General features: G+C 69.7%; 17 protein-coding genes, 1 tRNA gene and 1 other RNA gene. 10 read left to right on the top strand and 9 right to left on the bottom strand.

What is annotated here, in order from left to right; all coding sequences use genetic code 11:
* Positions 1–62 precede the first annotated feature (62 nt).
* On the top strand, positions 63–773 hold the full coding sequence (locus EV279_RS11920; protein ID WP_133543742.1) for a DUF4191 domain-containing protein: 711 nt from the start codon (positions 63–65) through the stop codon (positions 771–773).
* Between the two features lie 14 nt (positions 774–787).
* On the opposite strand, the gene EV279_RS11915 is transcribed toward EV279_RS11920, so the two are convergent.
* On the bottom strand, positions 788–1180 hold the full coding sequence (locus tag EV279_RS11915) for an RDD family protein (RefSeq protein ID WP_243728549.1): 393 nt from the start codon (positions 1178–1180) through the stop codon (positions 788–790).
* Positions 1181–1314: 134 nt separating this feature from the next.
* Here EV279_RS11915 and glnA (EV279_RS11910) point away from each other — a divergent pair, with 134 nt between their 5' ends.
* The gene (gene glnA / locus EV279_RS11910; protein WP_133543738.1) at positions 1315–2739 is read left to right on the top strand and encodes a type I glutamate--ammonia ligase; all 1425 of its coding nucleotides are present in this window, start codon (positions 1315–1317) and stop codon (positions 2737–2739) included.
* 144 nt (positions 2740–2883) lie between these two features.
* Here glnA (EV279_RS11910) and EV279_RS11905 read toward each other — a convergent pair whose 3' ends face one another.
* Genes EV279_RS11905 through EV279_RS11895 form a run of 3 tightly spaced genes read right to left on the bottom strand, consistent with a single transcriptional unit; the run spans position 2884 to position 7485 of the window.
* Positions 2884–5883 (bottom strand): bifunctional [glutamine synthetase] adenylyltransferase/[glutamine synthetase]-adenylyl-L-tyrosine phosphorylase, encoded by a 3000-nt coding sequence (locus EV279_RS11905; RefSeq protein ID WP_133543736.1) that lies wholly within the window; start codon positions 5881–5883, stop codon positions 2884–2886.
* Positions 5884–5896: 13 nt separating this feature from the next.
* Positions 5897–7234: a type I glutamate--ammonia ligase gene (glnA, locus tag EV279_RS11900; RefSeq protein WP_133543734.1), complete on the bottom strand. Its 1338-nt coding sequence runs from the start codon at positions 7232–7234 to the stop codon at positions 5897–5899.
* Positions 7235–7263: 29 nt separating this feature from the next.
* The gene (locus tag EV279_RS11895; protein ID WP_133543732.1) at positions 7264–7485 is read right to left on the bottom strand and encodes an SPOR domain-containing protein; all 222 of its coding nucleotides are present in this window, start codon (positions 7483–7485) and stop codon (positions 7264–7266) included.
* 64 nt (positions 7486–7549) lie between these two features.
* On the opposite strand from EV279_RS11895, the gene ppgK reads away from it, so the two are divergent.
* Positions 7550–8314, top strand: coding sequence for a polyphosphate--glucose phosphotransferase (gene ppgK, locus EV279_RS11890; RefSeq protein ID WP_133543730.1), 765 nt, complete (start codon positions 7550–7552; stop codon positions 8312–8314).
* 26 nt (positions 8315–8340) lie between these two features.
* Here ppgK and rnpB read toward each other — a convergent pair.
* The 3 genes from rnpB to EV279_RS11875 form a co-directional block, all read right to left on the bottom strand.
* An RNA gene (rnpB, locus tag EV279_RS11885) (RNase P RNA component class A) lies at positions 8341–8726 on the bottom strand.
* A 48-nt stretch (positions 8727–8774) separates the two neighbouring features.
* Positions 8775–10499: a bifunctional 3'-5' exonuclease/DNA polymerase gene (locus tag EV279_RS11880; protein ID WP_133543728.1), complete on the bottom strand. Its 1725-nt coding sequence runs from the start codon at positions 10497–10499 to the stop codon at positions 8775–8777.
* 27 nt (positions 10500–10526) lie between these two features.
* Positions 10527–11258 (bottom strand): C4-type zinc ribbon domain-containing protein, encoded by a 732-nt coding sequence (locus EV279_RS11875; protein ID WP_133543726.1) that lies wholly within the window; start codon positions 11256–11258, stop codon positions 10527–10529.
* 87 nt (positions 11259–11345) lie between these two features.
* Here EV279_RS11875 and EV279_RS11870 point away from each other — a divergent pair, with 87 nt between their 5' ends.
* On the top strand, positions 11346–12887 hold the full coding sequence (locus EV279_RS11870) for an amino acid permease (RefSeq protein WP_133543724.1): 1542 nt from the start codon (positions 11346–11348) through the stop codon (positions 12885–12887).
* A gap of 3 nt (positions 12888–12890) precedes the next feature.
* On the opposite strand, the gene EV279_RS11865 is transcribed toward EV279_RS11870, so the two are convergent.
* A tRNA-Val gene (locus tag EV279_RS11865) sits at positions 12891–12963 on the bottom strand.
* A 143-nt stretch (positions 12964–13106) separates the two neighbouring features.
* Between EV279_RS11865 and aceE the strand changes: the two genes are divergently transcribed.
* The 6 genes from aceE (at position 13107) to EV279_RS11835 (ending at position 20732) form a co-directional block, all read left to right on the top strand.
* On the top strand, positions 13107–15836 hold the full coding sequence (aceE, locus tag EV279_RS11860) for a pyruvate dehydrogenase (acetyl-transferring), homodimeric type (RefSeq protein WP_133543722.1): 2730 nt from the start codon (positions 13107–13109) through the stop codon (positions 15834–15836).
* Positions 15837–15844: 8 nt separating this feature from the next.
* Positions 15845–17065, top strand: coding sequence for a PucR family transcriptional regulator (locus EV279_RS11855; RefSeq protein WP_133543720.1), 1221 nt, complete (start codon positions 15845–15847; stop codon positions 17063–17065).
* An 85-nt stretch (positions 17066–17150) separates the two neighbouring features.
* Positions 17151–18065, top strand: a complete 915-nt coding sequence (locus tag EV279_RS11850; RefSeq protein ID WP_133543718.1) for an ACP S-malonyltransferase — start codon at positions 17151–17153, stop codon at positions 18063–18065.
* Complete coding sequence (locus EV279_RS11845; RefSeq protein WP_133543717.1) at positions 18062–19063, top strand: beta-ketoacyl-ACP synthase III; 1002 nt, start codon at positions 18062–18064, stop codon at positions 19061–19063. Before EV279_RS11850 ends, EV279_RS11845 begins: the two co-directional genes overlap by 4 nt.
* 78 nt (positions 19064–19141) lie before the next feature.
* Complete coding sequence (locus EV279_RS11840; RefSeq protein WP_133543715.1) at positions 19142–19390, top strand: acyl carrier protein; 249 nt, start codon at positions 19142–19144, stop codon at positions 19388–19390.
* 103 nt (positions 19391–19493) lie between these two features.
* Entirely contained in the window at positions 19494–20732 is a 1239-nt protein-coding gene (locus EV279_RS11835; RefSeq protein WP_133543713.1) for a beta-ketoacyl-[acyl-carrier-protein] synthase family protein, read from the top strand.
* Between the two features lie 149 nt (positions 20733–20881).
* Here EV279_RS11835 and EV279_RS11830 read toward each other — a convergent pair whose 3' ends face one another.
* Complete coding sequence (locus tag EV279_RS11830) at positions 20882–21385, bottom strand: DUF3145 domain-containing protein (protein ID WP_133543711.1); 504 nt, start codon at positions 21383–21385, stop codon at positions 20882–20884.
* Between the last annotated feature and the right edge of the window lie 148 nt (positions 21386–21533).

Here is a 21533-nt window from a genome sequence, read left to right as displayed (position 1 = left end):
AGGCGTGCGTGCGGGCCTGGGGAGGAGCGGTCCGACGGGCGGCCGAAAGGTAGGCTGGAAGCATGTCCGGCCGTTCGACCGCGCCCGAGAAGCGACCCAACTTCTTCCGGCAGCTGCGCACCCTCTACACCTACACTCACAAGGCCTTCCGCTGGCTTCCCTGGCTCCTCGTGGGCATCTTCGTGCTCTCGATCGGCGCGGGAGTCGCCGTCGGGTTCCTCATCCCGCCCGTGGTCTGGTGGAGCATCGCACTGTGGACGGTCACGGGCGTCATGCTCGGCATCCTGCTCTCGCTCATCACGATGACCCGGCTCTCGACCAAGGCGATGTATCGCCAGATCGATGGGATGCCGGGCGCCGCCGGTCACGTGCTGTCGACGTCGCTCGGGCGCAATTGGACAGCCAGCGACATGCCGGTCGGCGTCAACCCGAAGACGCAGGAAGCGGTCTACCGCGTGATCGGGCGCGGCGGCGTGGTGATCGTCGGCGAAGGGGCCCGCGGTCGCCTCACCCGCCTCGTCAACGAGGAGCGTTCGAAGGTCACCCGTGTCGCGTCGGGTGTTCCGATCACCGTGCTGTACCTCGGCCACGGCGAGGACGAGGTCCCCATCGACAAGCTCGCGTCGACGATCAAGGCTCTGCCCAAGAAGATCGACCGCGCGACGCAGGCCGCCGTCATCAAGCGCGTCGACTCCGTGTCGCAGTCGCTCGCGTCGCTGCCGATCCCGAAGGGCATCGACCCGACGAGGGTGCGCGCCCCGCGTCCGCGCTGAGAGCGGCTGCGGGATCAGGCGCGCAGCAGCACCGTTCCCGCGGCCTTGTCGTGCAGGCCGCGCTGATCGGGATCCCAGATGACGGCGGGGATCACGATCACGAGCAGGAGCGTGCGGATGATCGGCCGCCAGAGCCCCGCCCACGCTCCGTCCAGTCGCACGAGGCGCAGGCCGAAGATCCGGTGACCGGGGCTCCCCTGCAGCGTCGGGATGAACGCGATCTGGATGATGGCGAAGATCGTGAGGATGGCGAGCGGATCCCATCCCCAGAAGCCGGAGATGAGGTACGCGGCGCCGTAGTCGATGAACAGCGCACCGACGCGGCGACCGAGCCGCGCGATCGATCCGCTGCCTTGCTCAGGCAGCCCGAGACGCTCTCCGGGATACCGCTGGCTCGTCTCCGTCACCCCCTCAGCGTACTCAGCCGGGCGTAACATGCCCGAAACAATGGTGTCATTGACGGGCAATCCCCCGCCGGTACCGTGCAGGAGGACCCGCGCGAACGGGTCGCACTTCCCGATGCGCTACCTCTGGAGCCTCAATGTTCAAAGATTCTTCCGAGGTGCTCAAGTTCATCCAGGACGAGGACGTCAAATTCCTCGACATCCGCTTCACGGACCTTCCTGGTGTGCAGCAGCACTTCAACATCCCGGCAGCAACGGTCGACGAGGAGTTCTTCACCGTCGGGCAGCTGTTCGACGGCTCCTCGATCCGTGGCTTCGCGAACATCCACGAGTCCGACATGCAGCTGATCCCCGACGTGTCGACGGCGTACCTGGATCCCTTCCGCGACGCGAAGACGCTCATCATGGTCTTCGACATCTACAACCCCCGCAACGGCGAGATCTACGCCAAGGACCCGCGTCAGGTCGCCAAGAAGGCTGAGAAGTACCTCGCGTCCACCGGCATCGCCGACACGGCGTTCTTCGCCCCCGAGGCCGAGTTCTACATCTTCGACGACGTCCGCTACGAGGTGAAGCAGAACTCGAGCTTCTACTCGGTCGACTCCGAAGAGGGCGCGTGGAACACCGGCCGCGTCGAGGAGGGCGGCAACCTCGCCAACAAGACCCCGTACAAGGGCGGCTACTTCCCCGTCTCCCCCGTCGACAAGCAGGCGGATCTGCGTGACGACATCAGCCTGAAGCTCATCGAGGCCGGTCTCGTCCTCGAGCGGGCGCACCACGAGGTCGGCACGGGCGGCCAGGCCGAGATCAACTACCGCTTCGACACGATGGTCCACGCGGCGGACGACATCCTGAAGTTCAAGTACATCGTCAAGAACACGGCCGAGCAGTGGGGCAAGACCGCCACGTTCATGCCGAAGCCGCTCTTCGGCGACAACGGCTCGGGCATGCACACGCACCAGTCGCTGTGGAACGGCAACCAGCCGCTCTTCTACGACGAGAAGGGCTACGGCGGCCTCTCCGACATCGCCCGCTGGTACATCGGCGGGATCCTGGCCCACGCGCCGGCCGTCCTCGCCTTCACGAACCCGACCCTCAACAGCTACCACCGTCTCGTCAAGGGCTTCGAGGCGCCGGTCAACCTGGTCTACTCGGCGGGCAACCGGTCGGCGGCGATCCGCATCCCGATCACGGGCTCCAACCCCAAGGCGAAGCGCATCGAGTTCCGTGCTCCGGATGCCTCGGGCAACCCCTACCTCGCGTTCGCGGCGCAGCTCATGGCCGGCCTGGACGGCATCAAGAACCGCATCGAGCCGCACGAGCCGGTCGACAAGGACCTCTACGAGCTTCCGCCCGAGGAGGCGAAGGGCATCCCTCAGGTGCCGAACTCGCTGCAGGACTCGCTCGACGCCCTCGCGGCCGACCACGCGTTCCTCCTGGAGGGCGGCGTCTTCACGCAGGAGCTCATCGACACCTGGATCGAGTACAAGGTCGAGAACGAGATCAAGCCGCTCGCGCAGCGTCCGCACCCGTTCGAGTACGAGCTGTACTTCGGCGTGTGACCTGACCGCTGGCAGTGACGAGGAGCCCCGGGGATTCCCGGGGCTCTCTCGTCTTCGATGGGACGGAGACGCGGACTCGCGCCGGGAACCGGTCCACGCGGTGGATGCCGCGAGCCGCGCGCCAGGATCAGGCGGCGGCGCGCGTCATCCGTAGAAGAGCTTCTCGAAGACGCGGCGGGCCCTGCGGGTGGTGCCGAGGTAGTCCTCCTCCACCTGCGTCGCCGAGCGCGGCGGGTACTCCAGCAGCCGCCCGATGCCGTCGAGCCGCTGCCGGTCGGCGGGCAGCACGTCGCTCGTCTGGCCGGACAGCAGCGTGTTGGCCGATCTCAGGCGGCTCGCGAGCCGCCATGCCGCCGCCAGCCGGTCGCTCGCCGAATCGGGCACGAGACCGGCCTCCTGCGCCGCCCGCAGCGCCTTCATCGTGGAGGTCGTCCGCAGCGCCGGCACCCGATGCGCGTGCTCGAGCTGCAGCAGCTGAACGAGCCACTCGACGTCGCTGAGAGAGCCAGGTCCGAGCTTGAGATGGCGGGCCGGATCGACCCCCTGCGGGAGTCGCTCGTTCTCGACGCGGGCCTTGATGCGCTTGATCTCGCGCAGGCCCTGCGGGTCGACGGATGCCGGGTACCTCACCTGGTCGGCGAGCTGGATGAAGTCCCCGATGAGCTTCACACTCCCCGCCACCCCGCGCGCCCGCAGCAGGGCCTGCGCTTCCCACGACAGGGACCAGCGCTGGTAGTACGCGGCGTAGGACTCGAGGGATCGCGCGAGCGGGCCGTTGCGCCCCTCGGGGCGCAGATCGGCATCCAGTTCGAGCGGCGCCCGGTGGTCCTCGGAGTGCTTGCGCAGCGCCGCGACGAGCTTCAGCGACAGCTCGTGGGCCCGTTGCGGATCGACGTCGTTGGGCCGGTACACGTACATGATGTCGGCGTCCGAGCCGAAGCCGAGCTCTCGTCCGCCGAAGCGGCCCATGGCGATGACCGAGAAGTCCAGCGACGCGTCCTCGGGCGGCACGATCTCGCGCCGCACCGCGCGCAGCGTCGCCTGGATCGTCACCTCCGTGATCGTCGTCAGAGCCTCGGCCAGCTCCTCGACGGTGATGCTGCCGAGGATCGCCGCCATCGCCGTCCGCAGGAGCTCGCGGCGGCGGAGGCCGCGGACCGACCGCATCGCGTCATCGATCGACGAGTGACGGGCCTGGATAGCGCGGGCCTCCTCCTGCAGCGCGCGGCCCGTGCGCGGCGCGAGGAGCTCGTCGTCGTCGAGCCACGCAGCCGACTCCGGGATCCACTCCATGAGCTCGCCGACATAGCGGGAACCCGACAGCACGCGGGTGAGGCTCTCGGCCGCCGCCGACGAGTCGCGCAGCATGCGCAGGAACCACGGGCTGTCTCCGAGGCGCTCACTGATCCTACGGAAGGCCAGGAGGCCGTACTCGGGGTCTGCGCCGTCGGCGAACCATCGGATCATGACGGGCATGAGGTGACGCTGAATCGTCGCCTTGCGGCTGAGGCCGCTCGTCAGCGCGGCGATGTGACGCAGAGCGCCTGCGGGATCGGTGAATCCGATCGCGGCGAGGCGGTCGTGCGCCTGCTCGGTCGACAGCGTGCGCTCCTCAGGCGGCAGTGAGGCGACGGCCGACAGGAGCGGACGATAGAACAGCCGGACGTGGATGTCGCGCACTTCGCGCTTCACCGACTCCCAGAGCTCCCAGATGCCCGGTCCGGAGCCGGCGAGCTTGGACGCGCGCGCGAGCGCGCGAAGCTCGTCGGGACGGGAGGGCATGAGGTGGGTTCGGCGCAGACCCCGCAGCTGCATGCGATGCTCGAGGACGCGGAGAATACGGTAGTCCCGGGAGAAGGCCGCGGCCTCGGGGCGGCCGATGTAGCCCTCGGTGACAAGGGCCTCCAGTGCGTCGAGGGTCCCGCGCTGGCGGATGCCCTCGTCGCTCAGCCCGTGCACGAGCTGGAGCAGCTGGACGGTGAACTCGACGTCGCGGATGCCGCCCGGGCCGAGCTTGATCTGATGCGCGAGCTCTGCCGGCGGGATGTGCTCCGTGACGCGCTCGCGCATGCGCTGGACGCTGTCGACGAAGTTCTCGCGCGCGGCGCTGGTCCACACCTTGGGCTGCATCGCGCGTACGTACGCGTCGCCGAGCTCGGGGTCGCCCGCGATCGGGCGCGCCTTGAGGAGCGCCTGGAACTCCCAGCTCTTGGCCCAGCGGTCGTAGTACGACAGGTGCGAGTCGAGCGTGCGGACCAGTGCGCCCTGCTTGCCTTCGGGGCGCAGGTTCGCGTCGACCTCCCACAGTGCGGGCTCGATCTCGGCGCCCGACACGCCGCGCATCGTCTGTACCGCGAGCCGGGTTGCGATGTCGACCACCCGGCTCTCGCCCACCTCGTCCAGCAGCTCGTCGCGCGCGCCGGCGACGAAGATCACGTCCACGTCGCTGACGTAGTTGAGCTCGCGGGCCCCCGTCTTGCCCATGCCGATGATCGCGAGCCGCGTACCCGCCACCTGTTCCCGCGGGAAGAGGCCGGGCGCGGTCCCGCCCGACACCTTGGTGCGGGCGACGCAGAGGGATGCCTCGAGCGCCGCGCCCGCGGCATCCGCCAGGATCGCCGCCACCGACGGCACCCGCTCGACGGGATCGTCGCTGAGCAGATCGAAAGCGGCGATGCGGGCGAGCAGCGTGCGGTAGCGGACCCGCAGCGCGATCCAGGCTCGCTCGTCGCTCTCGGCGGCGAAGCCGTCGACGGCCCCCACCGCATGGAGCAGGCGCGTACGCAGTTCGTCCGGCGACGGCAGCGCGAGCCCAGCCCCCACCAGCTGCGGGAGCTCCTCGGGGTGACGCAGATAGAAGTCGCCGAAGCCCGACGACGCACCCAGCAGGGCCCAGAGCGCCCGCCAGCCCTGGCGGTCGCGCCGGAGCTCCTGGACCGGTCCTGCATCGCGGCGCACCACGCGGGCGAGGGCGCCGAGCGCGGCATCCGGATCCGCGGCGAGCGGCACGTTCTCGGTGAGCACGCCGCGGTCGGCGCCGAGCGTCTCCTGCAGCTCTCCGAGGAGCTTCTCTGCCTCGCCGAGATCGCCGAAGCCGAGTCGGGCGAGCCCCGTGAGGGCGGAGGACCGTTCGGTCGAAGACATCGTCGCCCGCGGGTCAGAGCATCTCGAGATTGCTCTTCAGCTCGAACTGCGTGACCTGCGTGCGGTACTCCTGCCACTCCTTGCGCTTGTTGAGCAGGACGTAGTTGAAGACCTGCTCGCCGAGGGTCTCGGCGACGAGCTCGGACTCCTCCATGTACTCCAGCGCGTGGTCGAGGCTCGCGGGCAGCGGCGCGTAGCCGAGAGCGCGTCGCTCGGTGTCGGTGAGCGACCACACGTTGTCCTCCGCCTCGGGCGGGAGCTCGTACTCCTCCTCGATGCCCTTCAGGCCCGCGGCGAGCATGAGCGCGTACGCGAGGTACGGGTTGGCCGCGGAATCGAGCGCGCGGTACTCGACGCGCGAGGACTGGCCCTTGCTCGGCTTGTACAACGGCACGCGCACGAGCGCGGAGCGGTTGTTGTGACCCCAGCAGATGAAGCTCGGGGCCTCGTCGCCGCCCCACAGGCGCTTGTACGAGTTGACGAACTGGTTGGTGACCGCGGAGATCTCGTTCGCGTGGCGGAGGAGGCCCGCGATGAACTGGCGCCCGACCTTGGACAGCTGATACTGCGCGCCCTCCTCGTAGAACGCGTTCGTGTCGCCCTCGAACAGCGACATGTGGGTGTGCATGCCGCTGCCGGGCCGGCCGCTGAGGGGCTTGGGCATGAAGGTCGCGTAGACGCCCTGCTCGATGGCGACCTCTTTGATCACCGTCCGGAACGTCATGATGTTGTCGGCCGTCGCGAGCGCGTCGGCGTAGCGCAGGTCGATCTCGTTCTGCCCCGGCCCGCCCTCGTGGTGGCTGTACTCGACCGAGATGCCGAGGTCCTCGAGCATCCGCACCGACCGGCGGCGGAAGTCGTGGGCCGTGCCGCCGGGCACGTTGTCGAAGTACCCCGCCGAGTCCACCGGTTCCGGCCCGTCGGCCCCGAACGACGACGACTTGAGCAGGTAGAACTCGATCTCGGGGTGCGTGTAGAACGTGAAGCCCGCGTCGGCGGCCTTCGCGAGCGCGCGCTTGAGCACGTGCCGGGGGTCGGCGACCGCGGGCTGCCCGTCGGGGGTCGTGATGTCGCAGAACATGCGCGCAGTGGGATCGATCTCGCCGCGCCACGGCAGGGTCTGGAACGTCGTCGGGTCGGGATGGGCGAGCAGGTCGGACTCGTACGAGCGCGTCAGACCCTCGATCGCGGAGCCGTCGAACCCCAGGCCCTCGCTGAACGCCCCCTCGACTTCCGCGGGTGCGATCGCCACCGACTTCAACGTGCCGATCACGTCGGTGAACCAGAGCCGGACGAACTTGACGCCCCGCTCCTCGATCGTGCGCAGGACGAAGTCACGCTGCTTGTCCATCAGATCCTTCCCTGGCCGTCGCGGCCGGACTATTCGCCGTGGTCGCCGGCTCGGGTGGATGAGCCCCAGTCGTCTTCGCGCGCCTCGTCCTCGGACCAGGCGCGGGAGCGCTCACGAAGCGTCTCGAGGGCGTTCGCCGCCTCTTCGGGGGTGTCGAAAGGGCCGGCCCGGTCGATGGCGGGCGACTCGAAGCCCTTCTCCACCTCGCCGGTGGTGAGGTTGTACCAGTACTTCTCGCTGCCGTCCGACATGGGAACCCCTTCGATCTGAATCGATCCTACTGATCGGCCAGGCCGCGCTGGATAGGCTGAGCCCATGGCATCGAAGACGAATCGTGCGGTCGGCGTCGACATCGGCGGGACGGGGATCAAGGGGGCCATCGTCGATCTCGATCAGGGTGTGCTGCAGAGTGATCGGATCAAGGTCCCGACCCCCAAGGGCGCCGAGCCGCAGGACGTCCTGACGGCCGTCAAGGAGGTCCTCGACACGCTGGGCGTCTCCGGCGACCCCGATGTCCACCTCGGCGTGGCGTTCCCCGCGATCGTCAAGGGCGGCCGGACCCTGTCGGCCGCGAACGTGTCGGAGAAGTGGATCGGCTTCGAGGCGGAGAAGTTCTTCGAGGACGGGCTGGGCCGCGACATCCACTTCGCCAACGACGCCGACGTCGCGGGAATCGCCGAGGTGCGCTTCGGCGCGGCGCGCGGCCATGACGGGCTCGTCCTGCTGACGACCCTCGGGACGGGCATCGGCTCGGCGCTCATCTACAACGGCGTGCTCGTGCCCAACACCGAACTCGGTCACGTCCAGCGTGCGAAGCACAAGGGTGACGCGGAGTCGTACGCCGCCTACTCCGCGATGGAGCGCGAGGAGCTCTCGTGGGAGGACTGGGCGAGTCGCCTGCAGTGGTACTACGAGTACGTCCAGTTCCTGTTCAGCCCCGACCTCTTCATCGTCGGCGGCGGCGTGTCCAAGCACGCCGACCGGTTCCTGCCGCTGCTGAAGCTCGACACGCCCATCGTCGCGGCGGTGCACCGGAACAACGCGGGGATCATCGGGGCCGCTGCTCTCGCGCTCGGCTGACGTCGAGGGCCTTCGACGGGAGAGGGCGAATGGGCCGGCCTGTACGCCGGGTTCTGTCCGGGGGCCGAAGCCCCGTGGACGGTCATCTCTCTCGGCGACACGTTGCCGTGCCGCTCCAGCGGCCTACCCGGGGACTCGGCGGGCCGCGTCGTCATCCCCTGTCTGGCCTTGCTCCGGGCGAGGTTTACCGTGCGGGCCGTGTCACCACGGCCCCGGTGGTCTCTTACACCACCCTTTCACCCTTACTCTCCGGCCCTTCGACAAGCTCGGGACCGGAGAGCGGTCTGCTCTCTGTGGCACTGTCTCGCGGATCGCTCCGGGTGGGTGTTACCCACCGCCCTGCCCTGCGGAGCCCGGACGTTCCTCGGCGCAGGCGGCGAACCGCCCGCGACGCGACCGTCCGGCCGACCCATTCGCGATCCCGATTCTACCGTCGGCGGCTGAAGGACCCCGCGGGGAATCACTCCTTCTCGGCTGTCCGCGAGACCTTCAGGTCGAGGGGGAAGTCGATGGGAAAGCTCCCGAACAGCAGGCGGCCCGCGGATGCCGCGGACTCGCGCACCGCGTAGACCACGGCGTCGACGCGGTCCTGCGGGGTGTGGACGATGATCTCGTCGTGCAGGAAGAAGGCGAGATGCGGAACGGCCTGGAAGACCGGGCCGGAGCGCGGAGCGGCTGCCGATGCATCGACGGGAGCTATCGCGGCGAGCCGGCCGCGAAGATCGGCGAGCCACGCCAGCGCCCATTCGGCCGCCGTCCCCTGCACGACGAAGTTCCGCGTGAAGCGCCCGCGGTCGCGTGCCGATCGCCGCGCGCGGGTCTCGTCGGCTCGGGAGGCCTCCATCTCGCTCGCGCGGACCTGCGACGCGCGCCAGTCGGGTGACGGCGGGGGCGAGCTGCGCCCCAGCCAGGTGGAGACGACGCCGCCCTCCTCGCCCACCCGTGCGGCGTCGTCCACGAGGGCCATCGCCCGCGGGTACGCGCGTCGCAGGCGCGGGACGAGCCGGCCGCTCTCGCCGGTCGTCGCGCCGTACATCGCGCCGAGGAGCGCGACCTTGGCGTGCTGGCGCGTGTCGACCGCGCCGCTGTCGACGATGCCGGAGTAGAGGTCCCGGCCGTGCGCTGCGTCGGCCAGCTTCTCGTCACGCGCCATGGCGGCCAACACCCGCGGCTCCAGCTGCGCGACGTCGGCGACGACGAGCAGCCATCCCGGGTCCGAGCGGACGGCCCTTCGGAGCTGACGCGGGAGCTGTAGCGCCCCTCCGCCCGAGGACGCCCACCGGCCGGTGACCACGCCGCCGGGAACGTAGACGGGACGGAAGCGTCCGTCGTGCACCCACTCGTCGAGCCACGCCCACCCGTTCGCGCTGAGCAGCCGCGACAGCTTCTTGTACTCGATGAGGGGGGCCACGACCGGGTGGTCGTGCTCGGACAGCTCCCAGCGGCTGGTCGACTCGACCAGGACGCCGGCCCGATGCAGCGCGCGCAGCAGCTTGGGCTGCGAGTCGAGGCTGGCTCCGGGGTCGCCGAGCTCCCGGCGGACGCGGGTCGCGGCATCCTGGAGTCGCGCCGGAAGCCCGCCGCCCGCCGGACGCTCCCCGAGGACCTCGGTCAGGATCCGGTCGTGGGATGCCGGATCCCACGGCAATCCCGCCGCCTGGAGCTCCGCCGCCAGGAGCGCACCGGCCGACTCCGCCGCCAGGAGCAGCCGCAGCCGGCCCGGGTCCGCGGCCGCCGTGAGCGCGTCGCGCTGCCGCCCGAACTCCTCGACCGCCGCGGGAAGGCCGTCCGGGGCCCCGGAGGACCCCTCGACGTCGTCCAGCGCGAAGAGGGTCGACGCTCCTGCGCTGTCGGCGACAGGAGAGGCATCCCACAGGGTCGCCCGCCGCAGGTCCTCGGCGGCGGGGACGAGCGTCGAGTCGCGCAGAATCGCGTGGCAGAGCCTCAGGTCGTGGCAGCGGCCGACCCGGACACCGGCGGCCAGCAGACGCGGGTACCAGACGGTCGCGTCGCTCCACACCCAGCGCGGAGGCGCCGGGGCGGCCTCGGCTGCGGCGACCCACGCGGGCAGCCCCTCGTCGGTCAGCGTGATGCGTTCCCGCTCCTGACCGGAGGCGTCCAGCAGAGCGGCGGCGGGCACGCCGTCGAGACGCCCGAGGACGATCCAGGCCGGCGGCTCAGCCATCCGTCCGGCCGGCCCGGCGGATCGCCGTCACAAGCCGGACTCCTCCGTGCGCACGAGGACGGCGCCGCACTCGGGGCAGGTCACGACCGTGTCGGGCGTCGCCTGCCGGATCGCCTGCAGATCGGTTCCCGAGAGCACCATGTTGCATGCCTCGCAGGTGCCGCGGCGCAGAAGGCCCGCTCCGGTCGTGCGCGTCGCGATACGGTCGTACAGCCCGAGCAGATCTGCGCCGATCGCGCCGGCGGTGGCAGCCCGGTCGCGGGTCGCCTGCTCGAACGCCGCCGTCGCGTCGGCGACCGCCTGCTTGCCCTCCGCGCTCAATCGCCCGCCCTCCGCGTTGATCTCGGCGATCAGAGCCTCCTGCTCGGAGACGGATGCCTCGGCCTGCTCGAGACGGTCCATCACGTCGAGCTCGGCATCCTCGAGATCATTCTTGCGCCGAGCGAGAGAGGCGAGCTCGCTTTCGAGCCCCTGAGCCTCCTTCGAGTTCGAGGATGCGGCGAGGCGCTCGGAGTCCCGGGCGCGGCGCGCGTCGACGACGGCGACGTCGGACTCGATCCGCTTGATCTCGGCGCGCAGGTCATCGCGCGCACCCAGGCGCGTCGTCAGCTCCTGGCTCAGCTCCTGACGGCGGGCGATCAGCTCGCTCACCCGGGCGGCCTGCGGCGGGTTCTTCCGAGCGGCATCGGCACGGGCGATGCGCGCGTCGAGGTCGGCCAGATCGAGGAGGCGGCGCTGGTCTGCGGGGCTGGCTTTCACGTCGTCAAACCTATCGCGGGCCGTCGACGCCGTGCCGGGTCGAGGGCTAGCATGCGAAGCCGGGTCCCCGATGTCAAGGAGCATGCGATGAGCATCCTGCGCACGAAATCTGTCGAGCAGGCGATCGCCGACACCGATGAGCCGGAGTTCCGTCTCAAGAAATCCCTGAGCGCCCTCGATCTGACGGTCTTCGGCGTCGGCGTGGTGATCGGCGCCGGCATCTTCACGCTCACGGGGCGAGCGGCGCACGATGTCGCCGGGCCCGCGATCGTGATCAGCTTCGTCGTGGCCGCGATCGCGTGCGCCCTGGCCGCCCTCTGCTACGCGGAGTTCGCCTCCACCGTGCCGGTGGCCGGCTCCGCGTACACGTTCTCGTACTCCTCGCTCGGAGAGCTCTTCGCGTGGATCATCGGCTGGGATCTCATCCTCGAGATGTTCCTCGGCGCGAGCGTCGTCGCGCAGGGGTGGAGCGCGTATCTCGGGACCCTCATGGATCAGCTCGGGTTCCCGATCCCCGAGGCGATCGGCTACGGCGGGACCGTGGACCTCATGGCGATCCTGCTCGTGGTCGTTCTCGGCGCCCTGATGACCTTCGGCATCAAGGAGTCGTTGCGCGTCAACATGGTGCTCGTCGCGGTCAAGATCTTCATCGTGCTCTTCGTCATCGTCGCCGGGATCCTGTTCATCAGTCCCGCGAACTGGTCGCCGTTCGTCCCGCCCGCTCAGCCCACCGAAGCGGCGTCGGGGCTCACCCAGCCGCTTCTGCAGTTCCTCTCGGGAGTCGAGCCGACGGCGTTCGGCGTCGGCGGCATCTTCGCCGGCGCAGCCCTCGTCTTCTTCGCCTACATCGGCTTCGACGTCGTCGCCACGACGGCCGAGGAGACGAAGAACCCGCAGCGCGACATGCCGATCGGCATCATCGCCTCGCTCCTGATCTGCACGCTCCTGTACTGCGCCGTCTCGCTCGTGGTCACCGGCATGGTGCCGTACCAGGAGCTCGACCCGGCCGCGGCGCTCGCGAACGCGTTCGTGTACCACGGCGCCGATTGGATGGCGACGCTCATCTCCGCCGGCGCGGTGGCAGGCCTGACCACGGTGGTGCTGACCCTCCTCATCGGCGCGACCCGCATCATCTTCGCGATGTGCCGCGACGCGCTGCTTCCGGCGGGACTGGCGAAGGTCCACCCGCGGCTGCGCACACCGTGGGTGATCTCCATCCTCGTCACGATCATCGTGGCCGTGGTCGCCGGATTCACGCCGATCGGCGTCCTGGAGGAGATGGTCAACATCGGCACTCTCTCGGCGTTCGTCCTCGTCGCCGTAGGCGTGATCGTGCTCCGCCGGAAGCGGCCTGACCTCCCGCGCAGCTTCCGTGTCCCCTTCAGTCCGTGGCTGCCGGCGCTCTCCGCGCTCATCAGCCTCTACCTGATGCTGAATCTGACCGTCGAGACCTGGCTGCGCTTCCTCATCTGGCTGGCGATCGGCTTCGTCATCTACTTCGCGTACTCGCGACGGCACTCACGGCTCGGGCAGCCCGGCTATGAGGACTTCGCGCTGCCGCACGTCGTCTCGCACCAGCGCGAGGACCGCGACGGAGATCCGCGGGCGGGTGAGGACCGCACGAGGTGACGGTGGGCCCTGCCGGGATCGAACCGACGACATCCACGGTGTAAACGTGGCGCTCTACCAGCTGAGCTAAAGGCCCGCCCGGACAGTCTAGGCGCCGGGCAATCCGGACACCTGCGGACTCGCTAGGCTGAGGGGCGATGCGTTGTCGAAAGCAGACAAAGCCGACAGCATCCGAATCCGAATCCCTGGCACGACCTGCCAGATGAAGAAAGGTCTCTTGTGACTGTCAACGATCAGGATCCGTACTCCCAGGGCCCGCTCGACAGCGACCCGGAAGAGACCTCCGAGTGGCAGGAGTCCCTGCAGCAGCTCGTGAAGGCGAAGGGATCCGGCCGTGGCCGCGAGATCATGCTGAGCCTGCTGCAGAAGTCGCACGAGCTGCAGCTGAACGTGCCGCAGGTCCCGACGACGGACTACATCAACACCATCGCGCCCGAGAACGAGCCGGAGTTCCCCGGCGACGAGGAGCTCGAGCGCCGCTACCGGCGATGGATCCGCTGGAACGCGGCCATCACCGTGCACCGCGCGCAGCGCCCGGGCATCGGGGTCGGCGGCCACATCTCCACGTACGCGTCGTCCGCCTCGCTGTACGAGGTCGGCTTCAACCACTTCTTCCGCGGCCTCGACGACCCCTCCGGCGGCGACCAGATCTTCATCCAGGGTCACGCCTCCCCCGGCATCTACGCGCGGTCGTTCCTCGAAGGCCGCCTGAGCGCGCAGCAGCTCGACGGCTTCCGCCAGGAGAAGTCCAAGGCCCCCGACGGCATCCCGTCGTACCCGCACCCGCGCCTCATGCCCGAGTACTGGCAGTTCCCCACGGTCTCGATGGGACTCGGCCCGATCAACGCCATCTACCAGGCGATGACGAACAAGTACCTCACCAACCGCGGGATCAAGGACCTCTCGAGCTCGCGGGTGTGGGCCTTCCTCGGCGACGGCGAGATGGACGAGGTCGAGAGCCGCGGGCAGCTGCAGGTCGCTGCGAACGAGGGCCTGGACAACCTCACGTTCGTCGTCAACTGCAACCTGCAGCGTCTGGACGGCCCTGTCCGCGGCAACGGCAAGATCATCCAGGAGCTGGAGAGCTTCTTCCGGGGCGCCGGATGGAACGTCATCAAGGTCGTGTGGGGCAGCGGCTGGGATCAGCTCCTCGCCAACGACAAGGACGGCGCCCTCGTCCACCTCATGAACACGACGCCCGACGGCGACTTCCAGACGTACCGCGCCGAGGACGGCAAGTTCATCCGCGACCACTTCTTCGGCCGCGACGAGCGCGCCGCCGCCCTGGTGAAAGACTGGACGGACGAGCAGATCTGGGGCGACCTGCGTCGCGGCGGACTCGACTACCGCAAGGTCTACGCGGCGTACAAGGCCGCCACCGAGCACAAGGGTCAGCCCACCGTCATCCTCGCGAAGACCATCAAGGGCTATGGCCTGGGGCACCACTTCGAGGGTCGCAACGCGACCCACCAGATGAAGAAGATGACGCTCGAGGACCTCAAGCACTTCCGCGACTCGATGCGCATCCCGATCTCGGACGAGCAGCTCGAGGAGAACCCCTACCTTCCGCCCTACTTCCACCCCGGAGGCGAGGACGAGACGATCCGGTACATGGTGGAGCGCCGCCGCGCCCTGGGCGGATTCCTGCCGGAGCGCCGGTCGCACCACGTTCCGATCACGCTCCCCGGCGACGAGACCTACGCGCTTCCCAAGAAGGGGTCCGGTACGCAGGAGGTCGCCACGACGATGGCGTTCGTGCGCCTCCTGAAGGACCTGCTGCGCGCGAAGGACTTCGGCAACCGGATCGTCCCGATCATCCCCGACGAGGCCCGCACGTTCGGCATCGACGCCTACTTCCCGACGGCGAAGATCTACAACCCGAACGGTCAAAACTACACGTCGGTCGACCGTCAGCTGCTCCTGGCGTACAAGGAGAGCCCGCAGGGCCAGATCCTGCACGTCGGCATCAACGAGGCGGGCGCCGTCGCCGCGTTCACGGGGACGGGGACGTCGTACTCGACGCACGGCGAGCCGCTCATCCCGGTCTACGTCTTCTACTCCATGTTCGGCTTCCAGCGCACGGGCGACGCCCAGTGGGCGGCGGGCGATCAGATGGCGCGCGGCTTCATCATCGGGGCGACGGCAGGACGCACCACCCTCACGGGCGAGGGCCTCCAGCACGCCGACGGACACTCGCAGCTGCTCGCGTCGACCAACCCTGCGACGGTCTCGTACGACCCCGCCTACGGGTACGAGATCGCGCACATCGTCCGATCGGGTCTCGAGCGGATGTACGGCGGCACTCATGCCGACCCCAACGTCATGTACTACCTCACGGTGTACAACGAGCCGCTCGTGCAGCCGGCCGAGCCCGAGGGCGTCGACGTCGAAGGCATCGTGCGGGGCATCCACCGCATCTCGAGCCCCGAGGGCGAGGGCGCCCGCGCCCAGATCCTCGCGTCGGGCGTCGGGGTGCCGTGGGCGCTCGAGGCGCAGCAGCTCCTCCGTGACGACTGGGGCGTGCAGGCGGACGTCTGGTCGGTGACCTCGTGGTCGGAGCTGCGTCGCGATGGCCTCGCCGCCGACGAGCACAACTTCCTGCACCCCGATCAGGAGCCGCGCACGGCGTACATCACCGAGAAGCTCCGCGACACCCCCGGCCCCGTCATCGCGGTCAGCGACTGGATGCATGCGGTCCAGGACCAGATCCGTCCGTGGGTGCAGCACCGCTTCGCGACGCTCGGCGCCGACGGCTTCGGCTTCTCGGACACCCGCCCGGCAGCCCGTCGCTTCTTCAAGATCGACGGCCCCTCCGTCGTGGTCCGCACGCTCCAGGCTCTCGCCGAGGACGGCATCGTGGACCGCAGCCTCGCGGCCCAGGCGATCGAGAAGTACCGCCTGCACGACGTGACGGCCGGCACGAGCGGCAACGCAGGCGGCGAGAGCTGATCCGGCGGATGCCCGCCCCTTCCTCGCCGATGGACAAGACGGAGACGCTCGCCTGGCTGCGCCGCATCTCGGGCGACCTCGCGACGGTGACGATGAAGCGCCTGGAGGACACGCTCCCCTGGTACGCCGAGATGCCGCCGGCTCGGCGGTCCGCCGTCGGGCTCGTGGCGCAGGCGGGCATCACGTCGTTCATCCAGTGGTACGACGACCCCAACTCGACGCCATGGATCGCGGCCGACATCTTCGCGGCGGCGCCCCGCGAGCTGCTGCGCAGCGTCAGCCTGCAGCAGACGCTCCAGCTCATCCGCGTCACGGTCGAGGTGACCGAGGAGCGCGTCGCGAGCAAGAGCGAGGATCTGCGCGAGGCGATGCTCCTCTACTCGCGCGAGGTCGCATTCGCGGCCGCCGACGTGTACGCGCGTGCCGCCGAGACGAGGGGCTTGTGGGATGCGCGACTGGAGGCCCTCGTCGTCGACTCGATCCTGACGGGTGAGGCGGACGAGGAGCTGCCCAGCCGCATCGCGGCCCTCGGGTGGCACGGGCACGGTGAGGTCGCGGTGCTCGTCGGCACCACCCCCCCGATGCTCGACGTCGATCAGCTGCGCCGCACGGCGCGCAAGCTGGGGGTCGACGTGCTGATCGGCGTGCAGGGGTCGCGGCTCGTGCTCGTCCTCGGGCGCGCCGAGCTGCCCGCCCGCAGCGACGAGCTCACCGCTGAGCTCCCCTTCCCCGAGATCGCGCGGCGGCTCGAGCCCGGGTTCGGCACGGGGCACCTCGTGCTCGGTCCCGCCGTCCCGGCGCTCGTGGACGCGAGTCAGAGCGCACGTGCCTCCCTCGCCGGCTTCGCCGTCGCGCGCGCGTGGCGTCATGCGCCCCGCCCCGTGGAAGCGGACGACCTGCTGCCCGAGCGCGCGCTCGCCGGCGACCCGCTGGCGAAGCAGACGCTCGTCGAGCGGATCTACCGGCCTCTCCAGCAGCACAGCGCGGATCTGGTCGCGACGCTGTGGAGCTACCTCGACAACGGCCGGTCTCTCGAGGCGACGGCGCGCGAGCTGTTCGTGCACCCGAACACGGTGCGATACCGGCTCAAGCGCGTGTCGGACGTCATCGGGTGGGATGCCACGGGCCCGCGCGAGGCTCTCATTCTGCAGACCGCTCTCATCCTCGGCTCGATCGGCACCGACGCGACGCGGCGAAGGGCTCCGGCATCCCGTCGTCCGCACGGATGACTCTGTACCCCGCACACAAAGCAGTCCGGCATTTCTTTGCGCTTCTCGCCAGAGGGCCGGATCCGATCCTTGGGAGGATGGACTGGTGATCATCGCGGTCTTTCCCGGGCAGGGCTCTCAGTCCCCCGGATTTCTCGCCCCCTGGCTCGAGCGCGACGGCGCTCGCGAACGGCTTGCCCAGTACTCCGAGTGGGCGGACGTCGACCTCATTGCCGCGGGCACGGAGTGGGATGCCGACCGCATCCGCGACACCCGGGTCGCCCAGCCGCTGATCGTGGCGGCGAGCCTGCTGTCGTGGAACTCACTGGACGGGCGCGGCCGAGTGTCCGGTGTCGCCGGCCATTCCGTGGGCGAGTTCGCCGCGGCCGCCGCGGCCGGCGTCCTGTCCGAAGAGGATGCCCTCCGGCTCGTGGGTATCCGGGGGCGCGCGATGGCCGAGGCTGCGGCGGCGGAGCAGACCGGGATGAGCGCCGTCATCGGCGGCGACGAGGCATCCGTCGTCTCGCGGCTCGAAGAGCTCGACCTCACGCCCGCGAACTACAACGGCGGCGGACAGCTCGTCGCGGCGGGAGCCCTCGACGCGCTGCAGAAGCTCGCCGCCGACCCGGTCGCGGGTACCCGCGTCATTCCTCTGCAGGTCGCCGGAGCCTTCCACACCCGCTACATGGCGCCGGCGGTCGACAAGCTCCGCGACGCGGCGTCGCAGGTCGCGACCAACGACCCGGCGCTGCGCGTGTGGACCAATCGCGACGGGTCCGTAGTGGAGTCCGGCGCCGCGTATCGCGACCTCCTCGTCGAGCAGGTCGCCTCTCCCGTCCGCTGGGACCTCTGCATGACCTCCTTCGCCGATGCCGGCGTCACAGGCCTGGTCGAGCTCAGCCCCGCCGGGACGCTCGTCGGTCTCGCCAAGCGCGCCCTGCGCGGCGTCCCGGGTGTGGCGCTGAAGACGCCCGACGATCTGGCGTCGGCAGACGCCCTCCTGAACGGAGAGACGGCATGACCCGTCCGCTGATCCAGCCCACGGGGCCGGCGCATACCCGCATCTACTCGTACGGCGCGGCGCGCGGCGAGATCGCCGTCCCGAACGAAGAGCTCGTCGGACCGATCGACTCCAGCGACGAGTGGATCCGCCAGCGCACCGGCATCGTCACGCGTACGCGTGCGGTCAAGGAGACGACGGCCATCGAGCTGGCGACGGATGCCGCGCGGGAGGCCATCGAGCGCTCCGGGGTGCCGGCATCCGACGTCGATGCCGTGATCGTCGCGACCGTGAGCAATCCGAAGCAGACGCCGTCGGTCTCGGCCATCGTCGCCGACCGGGTCGGAGCCAATCCCGCGGCAGCGTTCGACCTGAACGCGGCCTGCGCAGGGTTCGCGTACGGCGTCGCGCAGGCGGACGCGCTCATCCGCGGGGGCATCGCGAACTACGTCGTCGTCGTGGGAGCCGAGAAGCTCAGCGACATCGTCGACCCCGCCGACCGGAGCATCTCGTTCCTCCTCGGCGACGGCGCCGGCGCCGTCGTGATCGGTCCGAGCGACTCCCCCGGCATCGGTCCCACCGTGTGGGGCTCCGACGGCTCGAAGGCCGACGCCGTCGGCATGAACTACACCCTGACCGAGTTCCGCGACGGCGAGGCGCCGTGGCCGACCCTTCGCCAGGAGGGGCCGACGGTCTTCCGCTGGGCGGTGTGGGAGATGGTGAAGGTGGCGCGGCAGGCCCTCGAGGCCGCAGGTGTCGAGGCATCCGATCTGGCCGCCTTCGTTCCCCACCAGGCCAACATGCGCATCATCGACGAGTTCGCCAAGCAGCTCGGCCTTCCCGAGACCGTCGTGATCGGACGCGACATCGAGACGACCGGCAACACCTCGGCGGCATCCATCCCTCTCGCCACCCACCGGCTGCTCGAGGAGCACCCGGAGCTGAGCGGCGGACTGGCGCTGCAGATCGGCTTCGGCGCCGGGCTCGTCTTCGGCGCCCAGGTCGTCCGCCTCCCGTGACGCGCGGCAACCCGACCATAGACTGAACCACGGTCCGCCCCCGGACCCGAGAACCCCCTCAGAAACAGGAGACAACCCATGGCATTCACCAACGACGAGGTCCTCGCAGGGCTCGCAGAACTCATCACCGACGAGACCGGCATCTCGGCCGACGAGGTCGCGCTCGACAAGTCGTTCACCGACGACCTCGACATCGACTCCATCTCGATGATGACCATCGTCGTCAATGCGGAGGAGAAGTTCGGCGTCACCATCCCCGACGACGAGGTGAAGAACCTCAAGACCGTCGGCGACGCCGTCACGTTCATCACGTCCAACCAGGCGTAGCCATCCCGGCGCGGGGCTGCGCCCCATACCCCCGGCTCGCTGACGCGAGGCCCCGGTGGGGGCTGCGGCCCCCACCGGCTCACATACGAGGATTCAAAACGACATGAGCAACTCCCGCATCGTCGTGACCGGCATCGGCGCGTCGTCGCCCCTCGGCGGCACGGCTCCCGAGAGCTGGTCCGCGCTCCTCGCCGGCGAATCCGGTGCGCACACGCTGGAGAACGACTGGGCCGAGCGGTACGGCCTCCCCGTCTCCTTCGCCGCCGAGGCCAAGGTCCGTCCCGACACGGTCCTCGACCGGCCGGTGGCCAAGCGTCTCGACCCGTCGTCGCAGTTCGCGCTCGTCGCGGCGATCGAGGCCTGGGAGGACGCCGGAGCTCCCGACGTCGAGCCGGAGCGCCTCGGCGTCGATTTCGCCACCGGCATCGGAGGTCTCTGGACGCTCCTCGACGGCTGGGACACGCTCCGGGAGAAGGGGCCGCGCCGGGTCCTCCCGATGACGGTGCCGATGCTCATGCCCAACGCCGCGGCCGGCAACCTGTCGCTGCACTTCAACGCCCGCGCCTACGCGCGCACCGTTGCCAGCGCGTGCGCCTCGAGCACGGAGTCGATCGTGAACGCGATCGAGCATCTGCGCTCGGGCCTTGCCGACGTGGTGATCGCGGGCGGCACGGAGTCGGTGATCCATCCCGTCACGATCGCCGCGTTCTCGTCGATGCAGGCTCTGTCGCGGCGCAACGACTCTCCGGAGACGGCGTCGCGACCCGGCAGTGTCGACCGCGATGGCTTCGTCATGGGCGAGGGTGCGGCGGTTCTCATCCTCGAGACCGAGGAACACGCCAAAGCGCGGGGCGCGAAGATCTACGCCGCCGTCGTCGGCGGCGGCGTGACAGCCGACTCCTACCACATCACCGCCAACGACCCGGAGGGCACGGGAGCCGCACGCGCGGTGCGACTCGCGCTCGAGATGGCGGATGCCTCCCCCGACGACGTGACGCACATCAACGCGCACGCGACCTCGACCCCGGTCGGCGATCCGAACGAGTACGTCGCCTTGAAGTCGGTCTTCGGAGCGCGCATCGACGACATCCCCGTCTCGGCCACCAAGGCCTCGACGGGGCACCTCCTCGGCGGGACGGGGGCGCTCGAAGCGATCTTCACGGTTCTCGCGCTGCGCGAGCGCACCGCGCCGCCGACGATCAACATCACGACGCAGGACCCCGAGGTGCCCTTCCGGATCTCGGGCGACGGCCAGCCGCTCGGCGACGGCCAGCAGCTCGCGATCAGCAACTCGTTCGGATTCGGCGGGCACAACGCGGTCGCCGCGTTCGCCTCCGTCTGATCTGCGTCTCCGCGCGGAGAGGCCCCGGGAACCCGACGGTTCCCGGGGCCTCTCTCGTGACGGGCGGCGATTCGCGTTCCCAGCCTCCGGGTTTCTGGCCTCCGATCACCGGTAGTGGCGCCTCACCCGCCCTCGTGCGCGCGGTGCGGTCATCCCACCTTGTGCAGCCACACCACCGGGGCATCGTCGCTCGCATGCCGGAACGGCTCCAGCTCCTCGTCCCACGCCGCTCCGAGCGCGACTTCCAGCTCGCGCTGCAGCTCGACCGGATCCCCGGCCGCAACCTCCATCGCGTAGCGCACGCGGTCCTCGCCGATCACGACGTTGCCCGCGGTGTCCGTCTGCGCATAGTGGATGCCGAGCCCCGGCGTGTGCATCCAGCGCCCGCCGTCGCTGCGCGGCGTGGGGTCCTCGCTCACCTCGAACCGGAGGTGCTCCCAGCCGCGGATCGCCGTGGCCAGAGCCGCCCCGGTCCCGCCGGGTCCTTCCCAGTAGAACTCGGTGCGGCGACTGCCCGACAGCACGGGCTGGTCGTCCCAGTCGAAGCTCACGGGGCGCCCGAGGGCGCGCCCGACGGCCCACTCGAGGTGGGGGCACAACGCGCGCGGCGCGGAGTGGATGTAGATCACTCCACGCGCTTGTGGTGTCGCCATGGTCTCTCCGTTTCGCCAGGTACGTCTTCCCCAACGACCTGAACGGAACCGCGACGGCTCTTCGGTTGTGCTGCCCCATTATCGCCCACGGCCGGGCGGAATGACAAGCGTGTCATTCCCGACCGTTGTAGGCTCGTTGCGCGTCCGC

Origin of the sequence: Microbacterium sp. BK668, from assembly GCF_004362195.1 — a bacterium.
GTDB lineage: Bacteria > Actinomycetota > Actinomycetes > Actinomycetales > Microbacteriaceae > Microbacterium.
The sequence above is the reverse complement of the archived record's forward strand: the minus strand, read 5'-3'. Positions and strand labels throughout refer to the sequence as shown.

Coding starts and splice junctions, on each gene's coding strand:
- EV279_RS11920 (WP_133543742.1), top strand. CDS start 63: ATGTCCGGCCGTTCGACCGCGCCCGAGAAGCGACCCAACTTCTTCCGG.
- EV279_RS11840 (WP_133543715.1), top strand. CDS start 19,142: ATGGCATTCACCAACGACGAGGTCCTCGCAGGGCTCGCAGAACTCATC.
- EV279_RS11870 (WP_133543724.1), top strand. CDS start 11,346: ATGAGCATCCTGCGCACGAAATCTGTCGAGCAGGCGATCGCCGACACC.
- EV279_RS11845 (WP_133543717.1), top strand. CDS start 18,062: ATGACCCGTCCGCTGATCCAGCCCACGGGGCCGGCGCATACCCGCATC.
- ppgK (WP_133543730.1), top strand. CDS start 7,550: ATGGCATCGAAGACGAATCGTGCGGTCGGCGTCGACATCGGCGGGACG.
- EV279_RS11835 (WP_133543713.1), top strand. CDS start 19,494: ATGAGCAACTCCCGCATCGTCGTGACCGGCATCGGCGCGTCGTCGCCC.
- EV279_RS11905 (WP_133543736.1), bottom strand. CDS start 5,883: ATGTCTTCGACCGAACGGTCCTCCGCCCTCACGGGGCTCGCCCGACTC.
- EV279_RS11855 (WP_133543720.1), top strand. CDS start 15,845: ATGCCCGCCCCTTCCTCGCCGATGGACAAGACGGAGACGCTCGCCTGG.
- glnA (WP_133543738.1), top strand. CDS start 1,315: ATGTTCAAAGATTCTTCCGAGGTGCTCAAGTTCATCCAGGACGAGGAC.
- EV279_RS11830 (WP_133543711.1), bottom strand. CDS start 21,385: ATGGCGACACCACAAGCGCGTGGAGTGATCTACATCCACTCCGCGCCG.
- EV279_RS11880 (WP_133543728.1), bottom strand. CDS start 10,499: ATGGCTGAGCCGCCGGCCTGGATCGTCCTCGGGCGTCTCGACGGCGTG.
- glnA (WP_133543734.1), bottom strand. CDS start 7,234: ATGGACAAGCAGCGTGACTTCGTCCTGCGCACGATCGAGGAGCGGGGC.
- EV279_RS11895 (WP_133543732.1), bottom strand. CDS start 7,485: ATGTCGGACGGCAGCGAGAAGTACTGGTACAACCTCACCACCGGCGAG.